Genomic DNA, 18,746 nt, shown 5'->3' with positions numbered 1-18,746 from the left:
TCACCTTCGTCGGTTACCCTCCACCGGTGCCCGCGCCCACTTCCCCCGTCCCGTCCGCTCCGCCGCTCGCCGAGCGCACGGAGCCGGTCGCCCACGACGGCGCCCGGCCGGGCCGGGGCGGCCTCCTGCGGCTGGGCCTGCTCTGCGTCCTCCTGGCCGCCGGCCTCTACGCCGCCACCTGGGTCGACCCGCGGCTGCTCGCCGAGCCGGGGTGGGCCGCCCACGTGCCGACGGCGCTGGCCGTGCCCGCCTTCGTGGCGCTCCACGGCGTCGGCTCGGCGGTCTTCGTACCCCGGCCCGTGCTGACGCTGGCCGCCGGGGCGCTCTTCGGCGCGGTGACGGGCACGGCCGCCGCGCTCGCGGGGACGGTCCTCGGCGCGGGGCTGGCGTTCGGGCTGGGCCGGCTCCTCGGCCAGGACGCCCTGCGCCCGCTGCTGCGAGGCCGACGGCTGGCGGCCGGCGACCGGCTGCTGAGCCGGTACGGCTTCCGCGCGGTGCTGGTCCTGCGGCTTCTGCCCGGAGTACCGTTCGCCGCCTCGAACTACGCCGCGTCCGTCTCCCGGATGGGCTGGACGGCGATCCTCGGCGGCACCGCCGTGGGCGCCCTCCCCAGCACCGTCGCCTACGCGTTGGCGGGCAGCCGCGCCGCGGACCCCACCTCGCCGGAGTTCCTGGCCGCCTCCGCCTTCCTCGCGGTCACGGGGGTCGCCGCCGTCGTCCTCACCCGGCTCCGCCGGGAACGACCGGGAACACGCGGGGGCGAACCGGTGGGTGCCGCCGCCTGAGCCGTGCCCCGACCTAGCATCGGACCGGTCACACCCCCGGTACCTTCCTCCGCCACGAACAGATCCGCCCCCGTATCCATCCTCGAGTACAAGGACGAGCGCATCCCGACATGACCTGGTTCGAATCATTCATCCTCGGGGTCGTCCAGGGGCTCACCGAATTCCTGCCGATTTCCTCCAGCGCCCACCTGCGCCTGACCGCCGTCGCGGCCGGCTGGCCCGACCCGGGCGCGGCGTTCACCGCGGTCGCCCAGATCGGCACCGAGGTGGCCGTGCTGGTGTACTTCCGCAAGGACATCGTGCGCATCGTCCGGGCGTGGTCGCGTTCCGTGGTCGACAAGGAGGCCCGGCGCGACCTGGACGCGCGCATCGGCTGGCTGGTCATCGTCGGCAGCCTCCCGATCGGCGTGCTGGGACTGACCCTCAAGGACTACATCGAGGGGCCGTTCCGCAACCTCCAGCTCATCGCGTTCAGCCTGATCGTCCTCGGGATCGTGCTGGGCGTCGCGGACCGGATGGCCACCCGTGCGACCGAGCGGGCGGAGCGGGGCGGGGGCCGTCACCGGGCCGTGAAGCCGCTCAAGGACCTGGAGCACCTGACGGTGCGCGACGGCATCCTCTACGGGTTCTGCCAGGCCCTCGCCCTCATCCCGGGCATGTCCCGGTCGGGCTCGACGATCACGGGCGGCCTCTTCCTCGGCTACAACCGGGCGGCCGCGGCCCGGTACTCGTTCCTCCTGGCCATCCCGGCGGTCCTCGCCTCCGGAGCGCTGGAACTGACGGCGATCGGCGACGAGGGCGGCCACGTCTCCTGGGGGCCCACGATCCTGGCGACCATCGTGAGTGGTCTGGTCGGCTACGCGGTCATCGCGTGGTTCATGAAGTTCATCTCCACCCGCAGCTTCCTGCCCTTCGTGATCTACCGGGTGGCGCTGGGCACGGCCCTGCTGGTCCTCATCTGGGTCGGCGTCCTGGATCCGTACGCCGGGGGGCCGAGCCACTGATCGCCGAAGCGGTGGGCGGGGCACACTGGAAGAGTCCCCGGCCGCCGCTGGAGGAGGCACGGTATGCGACGTGCACCCGCACGACGGTGGTGGAGCCTCGCGGCCCTGGTCGCGGGCGCGCTGCCCGCGGCGGCCTTCCCCGCACCCGCCCTGTGGTGGCTGGCCTTCGTCGCGCTCGTCCCCTGGCTGCTGCTCCTGCGGGCCGCGCCCGACGCGCGGCGGGCCGCGTGGTTCGGCTGGCTCGGCGGCACCGGCCTCGTCCTGGCGACGCACCACTGGCTGGCCCCGCACCTGCACGTCTTCCTCCTGCCCCTCGCGGCGCTGCTGGGTGCGCTGTGGGCGCCCTGGGGAGCGCTGGCCCACCGGCTGCTGGCGGACCGGGCCGGGGTGGCGGGCCCGCGGTCGGGCGGTGCGGGCCCCCTCGGGCGGGGTCGGACGGCGGCGGCCGTCGTGGTGCTGCCCTCGGCGTGGCTCGTGGTGGAGCTGATCCGCTCCTGGGAGTACGCGGGCGGCCCGTGGGGACTGCTGGGAGCGAGCCAGTGGTCCTGGGAGCCGGGCCTGCGGCTGGCGTCGCTGGGCGGGGTGTGGCTGGTCGGTTGGCTGATCGTGGCCGTCAACGTCGGGATCGCCGCGCTGCTCGTCCGGCCCGCCACGCGTCCGGTCCGGGGCACCGCGGCCGCCGCGCTGGGGTGCTGCGCACTGGTGATCGCCGGGACGTGGCTCGCGGTACAGCCGCCCCGGACCACCGGTGCCGTGCGGGTGGCCGTCGTACAGCCCGGTGAACTCTCCGAGGCGGGTGACCGGTTCGCGCGGGGGGTGGAACTGACGCGGACGCTGAGCGGCCGGGAGGTGGATCTCGTGGTGTGGGCGGAGAGCAGCGTGGGCTTCGACCTGTCGGCCCGCGACGACCTCGCGGCCCGGCTGGCCGCCCTCTCCGCCGATGTCGGCGCACCCCTGCTGGTCAACGTGGACGCGCGCCGGGTGGGCGGTCCGGGGATCTTCAAGAGTTCGGTGCTGGTCGACGCCGGAGGTCCGTCCGGCGACCGGTACGACAAGATGCGGCTGGTCCCGTTCGGGGAGTACGTTCCGCTGCGTTCCGTCCTGGGCTGGGCCACCGAGGTGGGACGTGCGGCCGACGTGGACCGGGTGCGCGGGACGGAGCCGGTGGTGATGAACGCGGGCGGCGTGCGCGTCGGCCCACTGATCTGCTTCGAGACGGCGTTCCCCGACATGGGCCGGCATCTGGTGCGCGAGGGTGCGCAGGTCCTGGTGGGACAGTCGGCCACCAGCAGCTTCCAGGGAAGCTGGGCCCCGCGGCAGCACGCGTCGCTGGCCGCGCTGCGGGCGGCCGAGACGGGACGCCCGGTGGTGCACGCGACCCTGACCGGCGTCAGTGTCGTCCACGGCCCGGACGGAGCACGCGTCGGACCGCGCCTGGACGCGGACCGGAGCGCGGCGCACGTGTACGAGGTGCCGCTGGCGAGCGGGCGCACCTTCTTCGTGCGGGCGGGCGACTGGGCGCCGCTCGGGTCGATCGGCGTGGTCGGCGCGGCCGCCGTCGTCCTCGTCAGGCGACGTGCTGCCGGATGTCGGTGATGACCTGCTCGCACAGTTCGTGGGTGCGCAGGGCGTCCGCGGCACTGAGCGTCACGCCGGCCCGTACCGCGTCGAGGAAGGAGAGGACGGCCTGCTCGATGCCCCGCTGCCGGGCCACCGGTACCCAGTCGCCTCGGCGGCGGACGCTGGGCTGGCCCTTGTGGTCGATGACCTCCGCGAGGTTGCGGACCTCGCGCTTGGTGTCCTGACCGGACACCTCCAGGACCTCCTCCGCCGATCCCGAGAGCCGGTTCATGATGCCCACGGCGGTGAAGGTGTCGCCGGAGAGCTGGAGGACGACGTGGTGGAGCAACCCGTCCCGGACCCGGGCGCGGACGTCGACGCGGTCGTGCGGGGCGGGGGCGAGGAAGCGCAGGGTGTCGACGACGTGGATGAAGTCGTCGTAGACCAGGGAACGCGGTTCCTCGGGCAGGCCCACCCGGTTCTTCTGCATCAGGATCAGGTCGCGCGGGTGCTCGCGGCACTGGGCGTAGGCCGGGGCGAAACGCCGGTTGAAGCCGACGGCGAGGCTGACGTGCCGCTGTTCCGCGAGGTCGACGAGGCGCTGGGACGCGGCGAGGTCGTAGGCCAGCGGCTTGTCGACGTAGGTGGGGACGCCCGCCTCCACCAGCCTGCCGACCAGCTCGGGGTGGACGGCGGTCGGCGCGTGGACGAACGCCGCGTCGAGGCCGGCCGCGAGCAGCCCCTCGAACGTCTCGTGCCGGTGGGCCTCGGGGACGCGGTGGGTCTCACCGAGACGGTGCAGGGTGGCGGAGGTCCGGGTGTGCAGGTGCGGTTCCAGCCCCGGCTGGGCGGCGATCACGGGGAGGTAGGCCTTCTGCGCGATGTCTCCCAGCCCGATGACGCCGACCTTCACCGCGTGTCTCCTCGCCTCGATCGCCACGACAGCCGCTCCTTCGGCACGCGGGCAGCATACGCCGGGGGCGGGGCCACCGGTTGGGCGCCCCGGCGACGGCGCGCGGCGCGGGCGGGGCGTTCCGGCCGGGTGGGACGCCCCCGCGTCACCCTCACGGGGAGTTACCGGACGCCGTCGAGTACGGCACAGTGGGTGCGGTGCGACGAGCCTCCTGTGCCCTTCTTCTGACCGGCGTGGCCCTGGCCTCGGCCTCCGGCTGCGTCACCGTGCCCGCCGAGCAGCGCCCGGAGCCGGCCGCCGACCGGCACGGTGACGTCCCGGAGAGCACCCCGCCCGGGTCCGCCGTGCCGAGCCCGCGCGAGACGCTGACCACGCCCCGGCCCCGGCCCACCGCCGCCTCCGCGGGGATCACGGAGGGCGCGCCCCGGGACGGGCGCGCGGGCGTGCGGCACCGGGCGACCGCAGCACCTCCGGCTCCGGCGCCGCCCACCGGTGGCCGGGCCCCGGCCGGGCCACCGCCCACCGCGCTGCCCGGTCCCGTCGCCTCCGCCGCGCGGGGGACGGACGTCTGCCGGCTCGGGGAGGTGTACGGCGGCTGGGAGTCCGGCAGCCGCGTCGGGGACCACTGCCGGGCCGCCTACGGCGACTGACCGTCCGGGCGCTGCGGCTCCCCGCCCGCCTCGGCCAGCCGCAGCTCCAGGCGGCCGACGGCGGCCCGGACGCCGCTGCCGTACGCGTCGTCGCCCAGGGCGTCCAGCACGGCGTGGCAGCGGTCCAGCTCCCGGCGGGCGGCGGTGTGCTGGGCGAGCTTGAGGTAGTCGGCGGCCAGGTTGAGGTGGAGGGAGGGGTAGAGGCCGCGGACGACGACCTCGTGGCCCCCGAAGCCCGCCCGCGCTCCGGCCAGTGCCTCGGCCGCCCCGAGCGCGCGCAGGTCCCAGGCGAGCTCGGCCTGCGGGTCGTCCTGGGTGTCGGCCATGTAGTGGGCGACCGTGACGCGGTGGAGGTGGTCGCGGTCGTGGTCCAACTCGGCCCACAGCGCGGAGAAGCGGTTGCGCGCCTCCTCGCGGTCGCCACCGTGCAGCAGCATCACGGCCTGGCCGATCCGGGTCGTCATCGCCTGCTCGGCCGGGGTCTGCTGGTTCACCTGGTTCTCCCGTGCGGTGGGGACGGGCGGCCGGGGGCGCCGGCGTCCGGGGGCGGGGCGATCCGCCGCCCCGACGCTAGCGGCCGGGGCGGCGGATCCACGACAGGCGCTCAGCCCGCCAGGTCGGGAATGCGCCAGTCGATGGGCGCGTGCCCCTGCGCGGCGACGGCTTCGTCGATGCGGCCGAAGGGCCGGGAGCCGAAGAACCGCTTCGCCGAGAGCGGCGAGGGGTGCGCCCCCTCCACGACGGCGTGCCGCGAGGTGTCGATCAGCCGCAGCTTCTTCCGCGCGTAGTTCCCCCACAGCACGAACACCGCCGGGTCGCGCCGGGCGGAGACGGCACGGATCACGGCGTCGGTGAACTGTTCCCAGCCCTTGCCCTTGTGCGCGTTGGCTTCTCCGGCGCGCACGGTGAGCACGGCGTTGAGCAGGAGCACGCCCTGGCGCGCCCACGGCATGAGGTAGCCGTTGTCCGGCACCGGGTGCCCCAGCTCCGCGTGCAGCTCCTTGTAGATGTTGCGCAGGGACGGCGGGACGCGCACCCCGGGGCGCACCGAGAAGCACAGCCCGTGCCCCTGGCCCTCGCCGTGGTAGGGGTCCTGGCCGAGGATCAGCACCTTGACCCGGTCGAAGGGTGTCGCGTCCAGCGCGGCGAAGACCTCCTCGCGCGGCGGGTACACCGGACCGCGCGCCCGCTCCTCCTCGACGAACTCCGTCAGCTCCTTGAAGTAGGGCTTGTCGAGCTCCTCGCCGAGTACGTCCTGCCAGGACGCGGGCAGCATGTCGATCACCTGGTCACCCCTCCGTGAATACGCGATGGCGCCCGGCGGAGGAACCGCCGGGCGCCATCGAACGTACCGCCGCACACTGACAGTGCGGCTACCAGCTCGCCTTACGGTGCAGCTCCCACACCCGCATGATCGTCGAGGAGTCGATCGTCCACTCGATGCCCGCGATCTCGTCGTGCGCGGCGATGTACACGCGGCCCTGCCAGAGCGGGATCAACCGGGCGTCCTCGGCGAGGATGCGCTGGGCCTCCTTCAGGACGCTGCCGGCCGCCGCGCGGTCGCTCTGCCGCCGCGACTCCGGCAGCAGCTCCTCGGTCAGCTCGGCGTCCTCGTACGGCACACCGACGGCGTTCTCACCGCCGACGAACGGGCCGATGAAGTTGTCGGCGTCCGGGAAGTCGGGGAACCAGCCGCGGCCGAAGACCTCGTACTCGCCCTCCTTGACCCCGCTCTGGAACTCGTCCCAGGTCGGCTTGTGCTCGATCTCTATCGAGAAGAGACCCGTGGAGTTGAGCTGGCTCTGGATCTCCTCGAACTCGGCCTTCGTGGCGGAGCCGTAGCGTTCGGTGGTGTAGGAGAACGTCAGCTCCACCGGCGTGCTCACCCCGGCGGCGGAGAGCAGCTCCTCGGCCTTCTTCTGGTTCGGCTCACCGTACTCGTCGAAGAACGCGCTGGTGTGGCCGGTGATGCCCCCGGGCACCATCGAGTACAGCGGCTCGACGGTGCGCTGGTGGACCTCGCGCACCAGGGCCTTGCGGTCCACGAGCTGGGCTATCGCCTGACGCACGGCGGCGTCACCGGCGGCCCCGAGCCCCGGGTTGAAGACCAGGTAACGGATCTCGGTCCCGACGACGTCGTGCAGCGAGACGTCCTTGTTCCCGAAGTCGCCCTCCCGTACGGCGCTGATGTGGTCCGGGGTCAGGCCGCGGAAGGTCAGGTCGACCTCCTCCTTCTCCAGCGCCTGCATCATCCGGTCGGAGTCCTGGAAGTAGCGGATGGTCACCGCGTCGTTCTTCAGCTCGGCGGAGCCCTGGTAGTCGGTGTTCCTGACGAGCACCGCCTCCTTGTCGCGCCGGTAGGACTTCAGCTCGTAGGGGCCCGAGGCCGTCACCTTCTCGGACTCCCGCAGCTTGTCGGCCGGGTAGACCTCGGGGTCGACGAGTGAGGCGGCCGGCGTGGCCAGGATGAGCGGGAACGTGGCGTTGGACTTCTTCAGGTGGAAGACGACCGTGCGGTCACCGCTGGTCTCGACCCGGTCCAGCGACTCCAGCAGCTGCGCCGGGCCGAGCGGCGCGGCGATGTCGATCGTCCGCTCGATCGAGTACTTCACGGCCTCCGCGTCCAGCGGACGGCCGCTGGAGAACTTCAGGCCCTCCTTGAGCTCGCACCGGTACACCTGGCTGCTGTTGTCCGTGAACGCACAGCTCTTGGCGGCGTCGGGGGCCGGCGTGCCGCTGGAGCTCGGGAAGTGCAGCAGCGTCTGGTAGACGTTGCGGAACAGCTCCCAGGACCCGTCCCAGGCCCCCGCCGGGTCCAGCGCGCTCGGTGCGCTGGTCGTGCCGACGATGATGGGCTCGTCCTCCGCGTCGCTTCCTCCGGTCAGTGAAGCGCAACCGGCGAGCAGGGTGATGACCGACCCTGCCGCCATGCTTCGGAGAAGCCTCTTCCGGCTGAACACGTGCACGCTCCTCGATGAACGGGGCCACAACGGATCTCGGTGCGTGCGACAGGACTCGCCGGCTGGGAAGAGGTACTCGCCCACTCTCGGCCCCCCGCGCGGAACGCACCAGGTGCGGCGGCGGACCCCGCAGCCTGTGACGACGCAGACCCTACCGCAGCAAACGCCGGAACTACATGGACGGATCAACCACCTCTGCATCGGTTCGCACGACCGTCACGGAACCGGCAGCGACGGTGACTCACCGGTGTTCATCGGCCCGTCCTCCGACCACGCGGACCGGCGCCGACCCCCTCGGGGCCGGCGCCGGTCCGGACGAGCGCGCGGGTGGGGCCGACGCCGTCAGGCCACGCCCGCGTTGAGGAAGAGGCCGCCGTCGAGCACCAGGGTCTGGCCGGTGACCCACCCGGCGTCCTCCGAGGTGAGGAACGCCGCCGCGCCGCCGATGTCCTCCGGCAGTCCGAGGCGTCCGAGGGGGTAGCGGCGCACCGTCTCCTCCTCACGGCCCTCGTACAGGGCCGCGGCGAACCGGGTCTTGACCACCGCCGGGGCGAGGGCGTTGACCCGCACGCCGGGCGCCATCTCGTGGGCGAGCTGAAGCGTCAGGTTGACCATCGCCGCCTTGCTGACGCCGTAGGCGCCCACGAACGGCGAGGCACTGACACCCGCGACCGAGGCGATGTTGAGGATCGTCCCGCCGTTGTCGCGCTGCCAGGCCGCCCAGGTGCGCTGGGCGAACCCGAGGGCCGAGACGACGTTCGTCTCGAAGACCTTGCGCGCCACCTCCAGGTCCAGCTCGGCGAGCGGGCCGAAGACGGGGTTGGTGCCGGCGTTGTTGACCAGATGGTCGACCCGGCCCCAGGTGTCCATGACCCGCTCCACGGCCTCGGCCTGGTGCGCTTCGTCCCGGGCCTTGCCCGCCACGCCCATGGCGCGCTCGGGCCCGAGGGATGCGACGGCCTCCCGGAGGGACTGCTCGTCGCGTCCGGTGATGCAGACGCGGTCGCCACGGGCCACGAGGGCCTGCGCGATGCCGTAGCCGATTCCCCGGCTCCCGCCGGTGACCAGGGCGACGCGACCGGTGTCGGGCGCTGTCATCGCTGTCCTGCCTTATCTCTCGGGGTGGCCCGGTCAGTCGAGGGGTCCGCCGGCGACGTACAGGACCTGGCCGGAGACGAAGCCGTTGTCGTCCCGGGTGAAGTAGGCGACGGCACCGGCCACGTCCTCCGGGCGTCCCACCCGCTGCACCGGGATCTGCGAGGCGGCGGCGGCCTGGAAGTCCTCGAAGTCCATGCCGACGCGGGCGGCGGTGGCCGCCGTCATGTCGGTGGCGATGAAACCGGGGGCGACCGCGTTGGCCGTCACCCCGAACTTGCCGAGCTCCTTGGCCAGGGTCTTGGTCAGGCCCTGCAGGCCGGCCTTGGCCGCCGAGTAGTTGGCCTGGCCGCGGTTGCCGAGGGCCGAGCTGGAGGAGAGGTTCACGATGCGGCCGAATCCCGCGTCCACCATGTGCTTCTGGCAGCCGCGCGACATCAGGAACGCGCCACGCAGGTGCACGTTCATCACGGTGTCCCAGTCCGACTCGCTCATCTTGAACAGGAGGTTGTCCCGCAGGACGCCCGCGTTGTTCACCAGGACGACCGGAGGACCGAGCTCCGTGGCGATCCTCGCGAGGGCCGCCTCGACCTGACCGGCGTCGGAGACGTCGCAGCCGACGGCGAGCGCCCGGCCACCGGCCGCGGTGATCGTCTCCACGGTGTCCTTGCACGCGCCCTCGTCGAGGTCGAGCACCGCGACGGCCCGGCCCTCCTCGGCCAGCCGGACGGCGGTGGCCGCGCCGATACCTCGTGCTGCGCCCGTCACGACCGCGACGCGCTGCTCGGTGCTGGACATGCTGGTTCTCCTCGTCCTCGATGGGGTGAGCAACCGCTTAGTAGGTGGTGGAGGTGACGCTAGAAGCCGGACCCACCGCTGTCAACGGCCGACCGCCCGCCGCCGGCCCCGCTCCCGCCATCGGCCCGGGGCGGGCGCACGAGCAGGTCCAGCAGGCGCTCCACCTCCGCCTCCGGGTCCGCGGTCAGCCCGGTGTGGGCGGGGCCGGGCTGGACGACGGTGCTGCGCGGAGCGATCAGCCAGCGGAAGCGGCGGCCGACGTCGTCACCCGAGGCCTGTCCGGCCTCCGCCCCTCCCCGGCAGACGTGCTCCACGGCGCGCAGGGCCGCCCGGACACCGGGCAGGTCCACGTCCGGGTCGAGGGCGAGCAGGCGACGCTCGTCCAGCGCCGTCCGGGCGGCGACGAAGCCGTGGGCCCGGCAGTAGACGACGACGCCCGCGTTGATCAGCTCTCCGCGCTCCACCCGGGGCACGACGCGCAGGACCGCGTACTCGAAGACGGCGCGGTCGGCCGCACCGGTGCTCATCGGGCCGCCTCCGGCCGGCCGGTGAGCCACCCCGGCGCGCGCGAGGGCCCGTCGGTGCCGGGTGTTCCCACGGTGATGCGGTCGTGGAGGCCCTCGGCGCGCGAGGCCAGGACGTCGACGTAGGCCGACCGCACCTCGTCCGGGCCGCCGAAGCCGGGCTCGTCCACGAGCCACACGTCGGGTACGTCGGCGACGCAGGACGCGATCAGGTCCCGCGTCACGCGGGGCGCGAGCTCGGACGCGGCGGCGGACACATCGGGCCCGAAGGGCGCGAGCGCGTGGTCGGACGCGTCATGCGGGCGCGTCGCCGCCGCCGCGGCGGTGGGCCAGTTGTGGTGCCAGATCAGGCTGGCGCCGTGGTCGATGAGCCACAGGTCGCCGTGCCACACGAGCAGGTTGGGGTTGCGCCAGGAGCGGTCGACGTTGCCGACCAGGGCGTCGAACCACACGATCCGGCCGGACTCGACGGCGTCCACCCGGTAGGCCAGCGCGTCGAAACCGAGCGAACCCGGGAGGTAGTCCATCCCGAGATTCAGGCCGCCGCTGGCCTTGAGCAGCTCCTGCACCTCCTCGTCCGGCTCGCCGAGGCCGATGACCGGGTCGAGCCACATCCCGACGAGGTCCGGCACCCGCAGGCCGAGCTCCCGGGCGAGCCGGCCGCAGACGACCTCCGCGACGAGGGTCTTGCGGCCCTGCCCGGCCCCGGTGAACTTCATGACGTACGTGCCGAGGTCGTCGGCCTCGACGATCCCGGGCAGCGACCCGCCCTCCCGCAGGGGCGTGACGTAGCGGGTCGCCACCACTTCTTCCAACACGTTCTCACCACCCATCTCTTGGGGACGTGGCGCAAGGACCACCGGTCCGGGGCGCCGGGGAGAAGGCCGGGGCGCGCCGGCCGGGCGGGCCCGTGGACCAGGACGACGTGAGCATGCTAACCGAGGGTGACCGACGGGGAGAGTCGCCCGGAGCCCGGTCACGGCCGGGCGGCCCGGGAGCGGGCCGGGCCCGGACGGCTCCCGGGCGGCGGGACGGACCTGCTGCACGCGTCTTGCCCATTGGTATGTACCAATGCGATTCTGCCGGTGCAGCTCTATCCGAACTCCCTTGCCCCAAAAGGGTGTTAACCGGACCCAGGGCCTCCCCACGGCCCGACGAACGAGAGTGAGCCCCCACATGGCTTCAGCCCGGCGCCGCGTCGCCGCAGCCTCCACCGTCCTGTCCGCCGCGACCCTCCTGTCGCTGACTCCTTCTCCCGCAAGCGCCCACGGCTCCGTGTTCGACCCGGTCAGCCGGGTGAGCGCCTGCTACGCCGAAGGACCGGAGACCCCGAAGTCCGCCGTCTGCAAGGACCTCATCGCCGACTCCGGGACCCAGCCGCTCTACGACTGGAACGAGGTGAACATCGCCAACGCCGCGGGCCGGCACCAGGAGATCATTCCCGACGGAAGGCTGTGCTCCGCCAACCGCGAGAAGTACCGCGCCCTGGACTGGGCCAGGACCGACTGGCCGACCACCACGGTGACCGCCGGGTCCTACGACTTCAACGTGCGCATCACCGCCCCCCACCTGGGCACGATGACGATGTACATCACCAAGGAGGGCTTCGACCCGACAAAGCCGCTGAAGTGGTCGGACCTGGACCCGACGCCGGTGGGCACCCACCCCACGAAGCGCAGCACCGACAACGGCTACTACCGGTTCTCCGGCAACCTCCCCGCCCGTACGGGCCGTCACATCATCTACAAGGTCTGGCAGCGCCACGACAGCCCCGAGGCGTTCTACGGCTGCTCCGACGTCGTCTTCGGGTCGGCGGGAGCCGCCGAGGCCGAGGCGCCGACGGAGACCGAGATCAAGGAGGGCGCGGCCCACTCGACCGTCAGCCACCACGGGCACGGCGGCGACGAGCACAACCCGACGATGGCCGCCACCACGGCGCAGAGCACCACCTCCCTGCCCTCGGCCAACGTGGCCTGGGCGGCGAGCGCCGGCCTGTTCGCCGTGAGCGCCCTGTTCTTCGGCCTCGCCCGCCGCAGGGCGGGCCGTCAGGCCGGCTGACCGCCTGACGCCCATCGTCGATCCCCGGCCGCCGAAGGCCCGGCGGCCGGGGATCCCGCACGGGCACGACGGCCCGGTGGGACCGGGAGGCCGGACCACCCGGCGATACGCCGCGCGTCGAGGGGTTGACGACCGCGCCTTCCGGCGGCCTCCGGGACGGGGCGGATCACCACCGGAAGGCGCGGCCTGCGGACTCAGAAGCGCAGGGTCCAGGAGTCCACGTAGCCCTGGTCGTGGTGGGCGTGGTCGTGGACGCGCAGCGTCCAGATCCCGTTCGCGTCGACGCCCGTGCCGTTCAGCGTGAACGTCTGCCGGATGTCGTCCGCGCTGCCGCCGGAGCGGTTCCACAGCCGCCACTCCCGGCCTCCGGGGGCGATCACCTCGACGGTCAGGTCGCCGACCCAGGTGTGCAGGATCACGAGGTCCACCTCGAAACTCCCCGCGTCCGCGACACCGCCGACGGCGATGGTGGAGGTGGCGGTGGCCCCGTCCCGGATCGGCACGTCGGTGTGGTTGCTGAACTCGCCACCGCCGGACGGGTCCCCGGCGGTGGTGACGGTGAGCGTGGCACGGGGTGAGGCGTTGCCCGCAGCGTCGTGGGCGGTGACACCGAGAACGTAGGTGGTCGCGGCCGACAGGCCCGTGTACGTGTGGCTGGTAGCGGCGACCGCCGGGTCCACCACGCGGCCGTCCACATCCGCCGCGTAGTGGTGGACGCCGGTGTCGTCGGTCGAGGCCGTCCACCGCAAGGTGGCCGCGGTCTGCGTGACACCGTCGACGGTGAGGGCGGACGGGGCGGTGGGCGGGGTCGTGTCCCCGGGCCCGCCGCCCCGAGCCCGGAAGGGTCCGGTGACCTCGTAGGTGATGCCTCCGGAGGAGGAGCCACTCGTGCCGCGCTGCGAGGAGAAGTAGAGCCGGTCTCCGGCGGGGCTGAACCAGGGACCGGTGATCTCGGAGGCGCCCTGGCCCTCGATGCGAAGGAAGGGGGTGACGACCTCGTCCGGGGTGATGAGGTTGATCTCCATGTCGGCACCGTCCTCGGCGATGTAGAGGTCGCCGGAGAGCGCGGAACCGGTGATGTTGTCCACGTTCGTGAGCGGGGCCGGGCCGTTGTTCACGAGGTCGTCGTCGTAGGCGAGCTCATAGGTGTCGTCAGCGGCGTTGAAGCGCCAGACGCGGTTGTCGCCCTTGGTCGTGAACCAGCAATGGCCGTCGGCGTAGTAGGCGCCCTCCCCGCCGACGAAGCGCTTGGCGCCGCTGACCTGGTGCCGTGTGGGGGTCCGGCCCGAGGACGGGGTGGGGTCCGGAACGGTCCGCCAAGCGGCGGACCCGCTGGTGCCACCACCGGCGACCAGGACCTGGAGGGTGCCGCCCCGTGAGAGGTCGCCCCAGGTGTGGGGGACGAAACGGTAGAAGCAGCCGTCGCGTTCGTCCTCGGTGAGATAGACGACCTGCCGGTCCGGATCGCACGCGGCGGCTTCGTGGGTGAAGCGCCCCATCGCGTCCCGGCGGGCGGGCACGGCGACACCGTACGGGTCGGTCTCGAAGACGTAGCCGTAGGCCACCTCCTCGCAGGAGAGCCAGGTCTGCCACGGGGTGGGCCCGCCCGCGCAGTTGCGGTGGGTGCCGGTCAGGATCGAGTAGGCGTCGATGACGCGGCCGTGCGCGTCGAAGCGCAGCGCGCCGACACCTCCACGACCGCCGGAGAGCTCGGCGTTGGAGACGTAGATCCATCCCTGTCCGTCGGGGAAGCAGGCCCCGCCGTCGGGGGCCCCGTGCCAGATGTGGCCGGTGCCGGGAACGGCCATCCCGGAACGCGCCACCACACGGCTGGTGAACCCGGCGGGCAGCCGGATGCCGTTGGCGTCCGCGGCCCGTAGGGCACCGTAGGGGCCGGGGCCGTTCTGGGCCGGCGCGGCCAGCGCGGCGCTCTGCCACAGCGTGCCGGCGAGGGCGAGTCCGCCGCCACCGGCGACGGCGGCGCGCAGGACGGCTCGGCGGTCGACTCCATGACGTTCCTTTGCCACTTCGGCTCCTTGGTCGTGGGGGTGCCCTACCGGGCGGCGGAGCGGTGGACCGCCACGGCGGACCGGAGTCCGCGCGGCGGCACGCAGATGTTTGCGTGGCGTGCAGGAGAGGGGCGTGCGGCGTTGCTCCCGCTGTCGGCCGGGCCGGGTTGCGGCCCGAAGCGAGAGCGCGGAAACGACGCCCCGACCGGTGCCGGGGGCACCGGTGACGAGGTGGGTCGGCTTCGACGACGCCGGACGGTGCGTGTCCCGCCGTCGCGGGGCGTCCTCGCGCGTCGCAGGGGCGCCCAGGGGGGTGGGGGCGCGGGTGCGTGCGCGTACACAACGACGCGGGGGCGGGCCAGTGGTGCGCCGTCGGCGGCGTCCCGCCACTGAAAGATTCTTATAGGCATAGGATTTTGACAAGAGGTCTGGACCAACTGCGGGAGGCGACACTCCGGGCCACCCCGGTGACATCGACGGGTGACGGAAAGTAGGCGCGCCGCGCGCCGGGTCCGGGCACCGCCCTCGCGGGACGGGATCCCGGTACGCTCGCCGCCCCGGACCCGGTCCGAGTGAACCCCTCACGACGGACCTCGGGCGGGCGGGACCGTCGATGCAGGCACGAGAAGAGAGCAGGGAAAAGGGGGAACGATGGCAGGAGCGAAGGCGCAGAGCCTGCGGAGGGTGGCCTCAGCGGTCGCCTCGGGCGCTGATCCCCGGCAGGCGGCCGAGGAGGAGGCGCTGCGACGCACCGGGCGGTCGGCCGGCGGGCCGCAGAACCGGGGACGGGCCGGCCGGGAGCCGGAGAACGCCGACGAGGAGTCCTCGGCGCCGGAGGAGGGGGGCATGGACCCCGCCGACTTTCCGGCCGCGAGAGAACAGGGGGGCTCCATCGCCACGGTGATGGAGCAGAAGACCGTTCCCCTCGACGAGGCCGGCGAGGCGCTCAACCGCAGCGAACAGCGGCGCGAGGGGGGCGACCAGGTCCACGCGATCTGCCCGATGGTGCTTCCGAGGGGCCGCTCGTTCCTGAGCATGCTTCCCGTGTTGTCCCTGGTCATCCTGGGAGCGGTGGGTACCGCGGTCGTGTCCACGATCGACGACAGCCCGCTGACCAATCCGCTGTTCGGGGTGCACTACTGGGTCATCGCCCTGGCCGCGGTCGCCTTCGTGTGGTGGCGGCAGGGCATGGTGATGGTCCCGGACGGCTGCCAGGCGCTGATCACACGCTTCGGAAAGCTGGAGAAGGTCGTCGGCCCCGGCCGGGTGATCCTGATCAGCCCGTGGAAGCGGGTCTCGTACATCCTCAACACCACGCGCGAGTATCCGTTCAACGCGCCGGTGCGCGAAGCACCGACCAAGGGCGGCGTGAAGGCCTCGATCGACCTGTTCATCCAGTTCCGGATCAGCGACGCGACGGAGTTCGTCTACACCCTGGGTGCGGTCCGCGGCTTCGAGGAGAAGCTGAGCAACGCGGTGAGCGAGACGATCCGCAGCCTCATCTACGAACAGGAGGCCGCCGGGATCTACGACCTGGTGGGCGAGGACACCGGCCGCCTCCTGGAACAGCTCAACCAGCAGTTCCGGCCCGCGGTGGAGCTGACCAACGCCAACATCACGCACGCGGAGCCGTCCGACCGCAACTACCGGATGGACCTGGCCGCCCCGGAGACGGTGCGGATGGCGAAGGAGGCGTACACCCACGAGTACGCGTTGATGCTCCGCAAGGAGCAGGACGAGGGCGACTTGAGCAGGGAACTGGCGACCAGCCACGAGACGCTCTCCGCGATCCACGCCGACATCGCCCAGTACCAGGCCCAGATGGACACCGCCGTGGAACGCGAGACCAACCGCGCCCAGGCCCTCGCCCGCCAGCGCTACGTGCAGGCCGAGTCGGAGGCGAAGGCCAACGCGGCGCTGCTGGAGGCCCAGGCCCTCGACATCCGCGCGGTCACCGCGGCCGAGGCTCCGGAGATCCTCGAATACCGCTACCAGCAGCAGATTCTCGACGCGCTTGAGCAGATCGCCGAACACCTGCCGCGCCTCGTGCGCATCGGCGGCCCGGGAGAGGGCGACGGCGCCGCCGGCGTGGACTTCCTCCGGCTGGCCCGGGAGCTGGTCGGCGAACGCGGCGAGGAGCTGTTCAGCGAGTCGGACATGACCGCCATGCGCGGGCAGCTCACCGCCATCGGCGACCGTATCGCCGGACGCGAGGACGAGATCGTGGCTCTGCTCCGGGCCGAGCGGCCCACCGTGCCGTCGACCGGGAGCGCGCCCCCCGAGGGCTCCTCGGCCGACCGGGACGCCGCCGAACAGGCGAGAGCGGCCGAGGGTTCCGAGTACACCGAGGAGGCGGGTCAGTGAGTACCGCACGCGTCAACCGCAAGTCGGTCATCTCCGAGGCGGTCGCGCCCTGGAGCGACATCGCCCAGCTGCTGCGCGGCGGCGAGGCGGGCACGCTGGTCCCGGTCATCATCCCCCGCCACCGGCGCAGGCTGTGGTGGATGCTGCCCCTGTGGCTGAGCCTGTTCGCGCTGCTCACCGGTGTGATGCTGTCGCTGCGGGAGACGGACTCCGACGGCGCGGCGGACCTCGCGTACGGCGCACTCGCCGGACTCGCCTACGGCGCCGGCGCCCTGCTCCTGGCCATCGGCACGCTGTGGTGGTGGCGTTCCTCGATCGTCGAGATCGAACAGGGAACGAACGGTGTGCTGACCCGGTACGGCGCGGTCACCCGGACCCTGGACGCCGGTCGCCACTACCTCTGGCACCCCTGGTCGAGGGTGGACTTCGTGGTCGACACGGCCACCGAGATCCCGTACTCCGCCCCGGTGATGGCCTGTCCGACGCAGGAGAACGTCCCGCTGCGGTCGATCGAGTTCTTCCTGAAGTTCCGCATCACGGACGCGGTCCGGTTCGTCCGCACGATCGGCGCGGGCAACTTCGACCTGGTCCTCTCCAGCGCCGTCCAGGACGCCATCCGCCAGCGCGCCCGCAAGATGCGCACCGAGCGGGCCTACGACCTGCGCGGCTCGGACGTGGCCGACATGCAGGAGCTGCTCAACCGGCAGCTGGAGCGCTACGGCGTGCGCATCACCGGCTCCAACATCCCGGACGTCCAGCTGCCCACGCAGTACCAGCAGCACCTGGCCACCAGGGAGCGGGTCGCCAAGGAGCGTACGGCGTACGAACAGGAGTGGGGTCTGATCCGCAAGCGCCGCATCGACAGCCTCGGCATGGACATCGAGCGGGCGAAGAAGGTGCGCGACGCGCGCGTCGTGGAGGTGAAGGCCGCCCTCAACAACGCCCGCGAACAGGTGGCCCAGCTGCTGGAGGAGCAGGAGACCAACGCCCAGCGGGTCCGCTTCGAGATCGAGACGCGCGGTCGCAGCGGCCTGATCTCCGCCGAGAACGAGGCCCGCGCCCAGCGCGCCCTCGCCCGGGCCTACCGTGACAACCGCGCGGTGCTCCAGTACGAGCTGGCCCGCCGCCGGCTCGAAGTGGGCGCGGAACTGGCGTCGAAGGCGCCGCGGCCCGTGGTCGTCCGCACCGACGGCGGCAGCGGTGACACCTCGGCGCTCTCGACGCTGCTCGCCGCACAGCTGCTGCCGCGCACGACGGAGCTGCCCACGGCTCCGGCACGGGACGTCGACGGTGGGCCGCCGGACGGGGAGACCGACGCCTGAGGCGGGCCGCACCCCGCCACACACGACCCGGGCGGTGCGGCCACGCTTCTAGACTGTGTGCCGCAGAGACCGGGCGGCCCGGTGGGCCGCCCGGTTCAGTACGGGAGACACGAGGAGCCCATGTGCCCGGCCGGCGTTCCATCACCGAGGCGGAGAGGCTCGCCCGGGTTCGGCTCGACGGCATGGCCGTACGGCGCGAGCAGATGGCGGCGGTGGCCAACATCCACCGGGCCGCCGCCGTCGTGCGCCACCACCTGGAGAACTCCGTCCTGCGCGGCTCGGACCTGACCTGGACGGCGTTCGTCGTGCTGTGGGTGGTGTGGGTCTGGGGCGAGTCGGAGACCCGGCGTGTCGCGGAGGAGGCCGGGATCTCCAAGGGGACCCTGACCGGTGTCGCCCGCACCCTGGAGTCCCGCGGCCTGCTGCGACGCGGCGAGCACCCCACGGACGGGCGGCTCGTGCTGCTGAGCCTCACCGAGCGGGGCGAGGCGTTCCTGCGGGAGGTGTTCCCCGCGTTCAACGACGAGGAGGTCTTCGTGACCGCGCGGCTGGACGACCAGGAGTGCCGGGACCTCGCCGACATGCTGCGCCGGGTCGTCCTCCAGGTGGAGGAGCACGGCGAGGAGCGGCGCGACGCGCTGCGGGACGGGGCGGAGCCCGCACCGCGCCGCAGCGGCCGCCGCGCGAGGGGCTGAGCTCCCGCG

At 72.9% G+C, this 18,746-nt stretch carries 16 protein-coding genes and 3 pseudogenes; 8 read left to right on the top strand and 11 right to left on the bottom strand.

Annotation, left to right across the window (positions count from 1 at the left end; translation table 11 throughout):
- The first annotated feature begins 26 nt into the window (after nucleotides 1-26).
- From IF129_RS20245 to lnt, 3 genes are all read left to right on the top strand, one after another.
- On the top strand, nucleotides 27-785 hold the full coding sequence (locus IF129_RS20245) for a TVP38/TMEM64 family protein (RefSeq protein WP_191211170.1): 759 nt from the start codon (nucleotides 27-29) through the stop codon (nucleotides 783-785).
- 110 nt (nucleotides 786-895) lie between these two features.
- Nucleotides 896-1,789 carry an undecaprenyl-diphosphate phosphatase gene (locus tag IF129_RS20240; protein ID WP_191211169.1) on the top strand — a complete coding sequence of 298 codons (894 nt, stop codon included), beginning with the start codon at nucleotides 896-898 and terminating at the stop codon, nucleotides 1,787-1,789.
- 63 nt (nucleotides 1,790-1,852) lie between these two features.
- Nucleotides 1,853-3,385, top strand: coding sequence for an apolipoprotein N-acyltransferase (gene lnt, locus IF129_RS20235; protein WP_191211168.1), 1,533 nt, complete (start codon nucleotides 1,853-1,855; stop codon nucleotides 3,383-3,385).
- Here the strand turns inward: lnt and IF129_RS20230 are convergent.
- The gene (locus tag IF129_RS20230) at nucleotides 3,357-4,262 is read right to left on the bottom strand and encodes a Gfo/Idh/MocA family protein (RefSeq protein WP_191211249.1); all 906 of its coding nucleotides are present in this window, start codon (nucleotides 4,260-4,262) and stop codon (nucleotides 3,357-3,359) included. The genes lnt and IF129_RS20230 overlap by 29 nt on opposite strands.
- A 197-nt stretch (nucleotides 4,263-4,459) precedes the next feature.
- On the opposite strand from IF129_RS20230, the gene IF129_RS20225 reads away from it, so the two are divergent.
- Entirely contained in the window at nucleotides 4,460-4,912 is a 453-nt protein-coding gene (locus IF129_RS20225) for a hypothetical protein (RefSeq protein WP_191211167.1), read from the top strand.
- Here the strand turns inward: IF129_RS20225 and IF129_RS20220 are convergent.
- The 7 genes and pseudogenes from IF129_RS20220 to IF129_RS20190 form a co-directional block, all read right to left on the bottom strand.
- Nucleotides 4,900-5,406, bottom strand: a complete 507-nt coding sequence (locus tag IF129_RS20220; protein ID WP_318153857.1) for a hypothetical protein — start codon at nucleotides 5,404-5,406, stop codon at nucleotides 4,900-4,902. The two genes, IF129_RS20225 and IF129_RS20220, sit on opposite strands and share 13 nt — an antisense overlap.
- Nucleotides 5,407-5,516: 110 nt before the next feature.
- Entirely contained in the window at nucleotides 5,517-6,188 is a 672-nt protein-coding gene (gene ung / locus IF129_RS20215; protein ID WP_191211247.1) for a uracil-DNA glycosylase, read from the bottom strand.
- A 97-nt stretch (nucleotides 6,189-6,285) separates the two neighbouring features.
- Complete coding sequence (locus IF129_RS20210; protein ID WP_191211166.1) at nucleotides 6,286-7,842, bottom strand: ABC transporter substrate-binding protein; 1,557 nt, start codon at nucleotides 7,840-7,842, stop codon at nucleotides 6,286-6,288.
- A gap of 372 nt (nucleotides 7,843-8,214) precedes the next feature.
- Nucleotides 8,215-8,970 carry an SDR family oxidoreductase gene (locus IF129_RS20205; protein ID WP_191211165.1) on the bottom strand — a complete coding sequence of 252 codons (756 nt, stop codon included), beginning with the start codon at nucleotides 8,968-8,970 and terminating at the stop codon, nucleotides 8,215-8,217.
- 33 nt (nucleotides 8,971-9,003) lie between these two features.
- The gene (gene fabG, locus IF129_RS20200) at nucleotides 9,004-9,765 is read right to left on the bottom strand and encodes a 3-oxoacyl-ACP reductase FabG (RefSeq protein WP_191211164.1); all 762 of its coding nucleotides are present in this window, start codon (nucleotides 9,763-9,765) and stop codon (nucleotides 9,004-9,006) included.
- A gap of 134 nt (nucleotides 9,766-9,899) precedes the next feature.
- Nucleotides 9,900-10,292: pseudogene (locus IF129_RS20195) on the bottom strand (DUF3037 domain-containing protein); the annotation flags it as partial.
- On the bottom strand, nucleotides 10,289-11,107 hold the full coding sequence (locus IF129_RS20190; RefSeq protein WP_191211162.1) for a HipA family kinase: 819 nt from the start codon (nucleotides 11,105-11,107) through the stop codon (nucleotides 10,289-10,291). The gene IF129_RS20190 and the pseudogene IF129_RS20195, both read right to left, overlap by 4 nt.
- 358 nt (nucleotides 11,108-11,465) lie before the next feature.
- Here IF129_RS20190 and IF129_RS20185 point away from each other — a divergent pair, with 358 nt between their 5' ends.
- A complete protein-coding gene (locus IF129_RS20185) occupies nucleotides 11,466-12,347 on the top strand; it encodes a lytic polysaccharide monooxygenase auxiliary activity family 9 protein (RefSeq protein ID WP_191211161.1) in 882 nt (293 codons plus the stop codon).
- Nucleotides 12,348-12,541: 194 nt separating this feature from the next.
- Here IF129_RS20185 and IF129_RS26995 read toward each other — a convergent pair whose 3' ends face one another.
- From IF129_RS26995 to IF129_RS26525, 3 genes and pseudogenes are all read right to left on the bottom strand, one after another.
- Complete coding sequence (locus IF129_RS26995) at nucleotides 12,542-12,775, bottom strand: proprotein convertase P-domain-containing protein (protein WP_318153865.1); 234 nt, start codon at nucleotides 12,773-12,775, stop codon at nucleotides 12,542-12,544.
- Nucleotides 12,776-12,913: 138 nt separating this feature from the next.
- Nucleotides 12,914-13,132 (bottom strand): annotated as a pseudogene (locus tag IF129_RS27120) (fibronectin type III domain-containing protein); the annotation flags it as partial.
- 48 nt (nucleotides 13,133-13,180) lie between these two features.
- Nucleotides 13,181-14,374 (bottom strand): annotated as a pseudogene (locus tag IF129_RS26525) (alkaline phosphatase PhoX); the annotation flags it as partial.
- 633 nt (nucleotides 14,375-15,007) lie between these two features.
- On the opposite strand from IF129_RS26525, the gene IF129_RS20175 reads away from it, so the two are divergent.
- From IF129_RS20175 to IF129_RS20165, 3 genes are all read left to right on the top strand, one after another.
- Nucleotides 15,008-16,720 (top strand): SPFH domain-containing protein, encoded by a 1,713-nt coding sequence (locus IF129_RS20175; protein ID WP_191211159.1) that lies wholly within the window; start codon nucleotides 15,008-15,010, stop codon nucleotides 16,718-16,720.
- A complete protein-coding gene (locus IF129_RS20170; protein ID WP_191211158.1) occupies nucleotides 16,717-18,042 on the top strand; it encodes an SPFH domain-containing protein in 1,326 nt (441 codons plus the stop codon). The genes IF129_RS20175 and IF129_RS20170 overlap by 4 nt, the downstream gene beginning before the upstream one ends.
- A gap of 122 nt (nucleotides 18,043-18,164) precedes the next feature.
- Nucleotides 18,165-18,737 (top strand): MarR family winged helix-turn-helix transcriptional regulator, encoded by a 573-nt coding sequence (locus IF129_RS20165; RefSeq protein WP_191211157.1) that lies wholly within the window; start codon nucleotides 18,165-18,167, stop codon nucleotides 18,735-18,737.
- The last annotated feature ends 9 nt before the right edge of the window (nucleotides 18,738-18,746 follow it).

Origin of the sequence: Streptomyces chumphonensis, from assembly GCF_014779715.1 — a bacterium.
GTDB lineage: Bacteria > Actinomycetota > Actinomycetes > Streptomycetales > Streptomycetaceae > Streptomyces > Streptomyces chumphonensis.
Note: the sequence above shows the minus strand (reverse complement) of the source record. Positions and strands in the feature narration are given on the sequence as shown.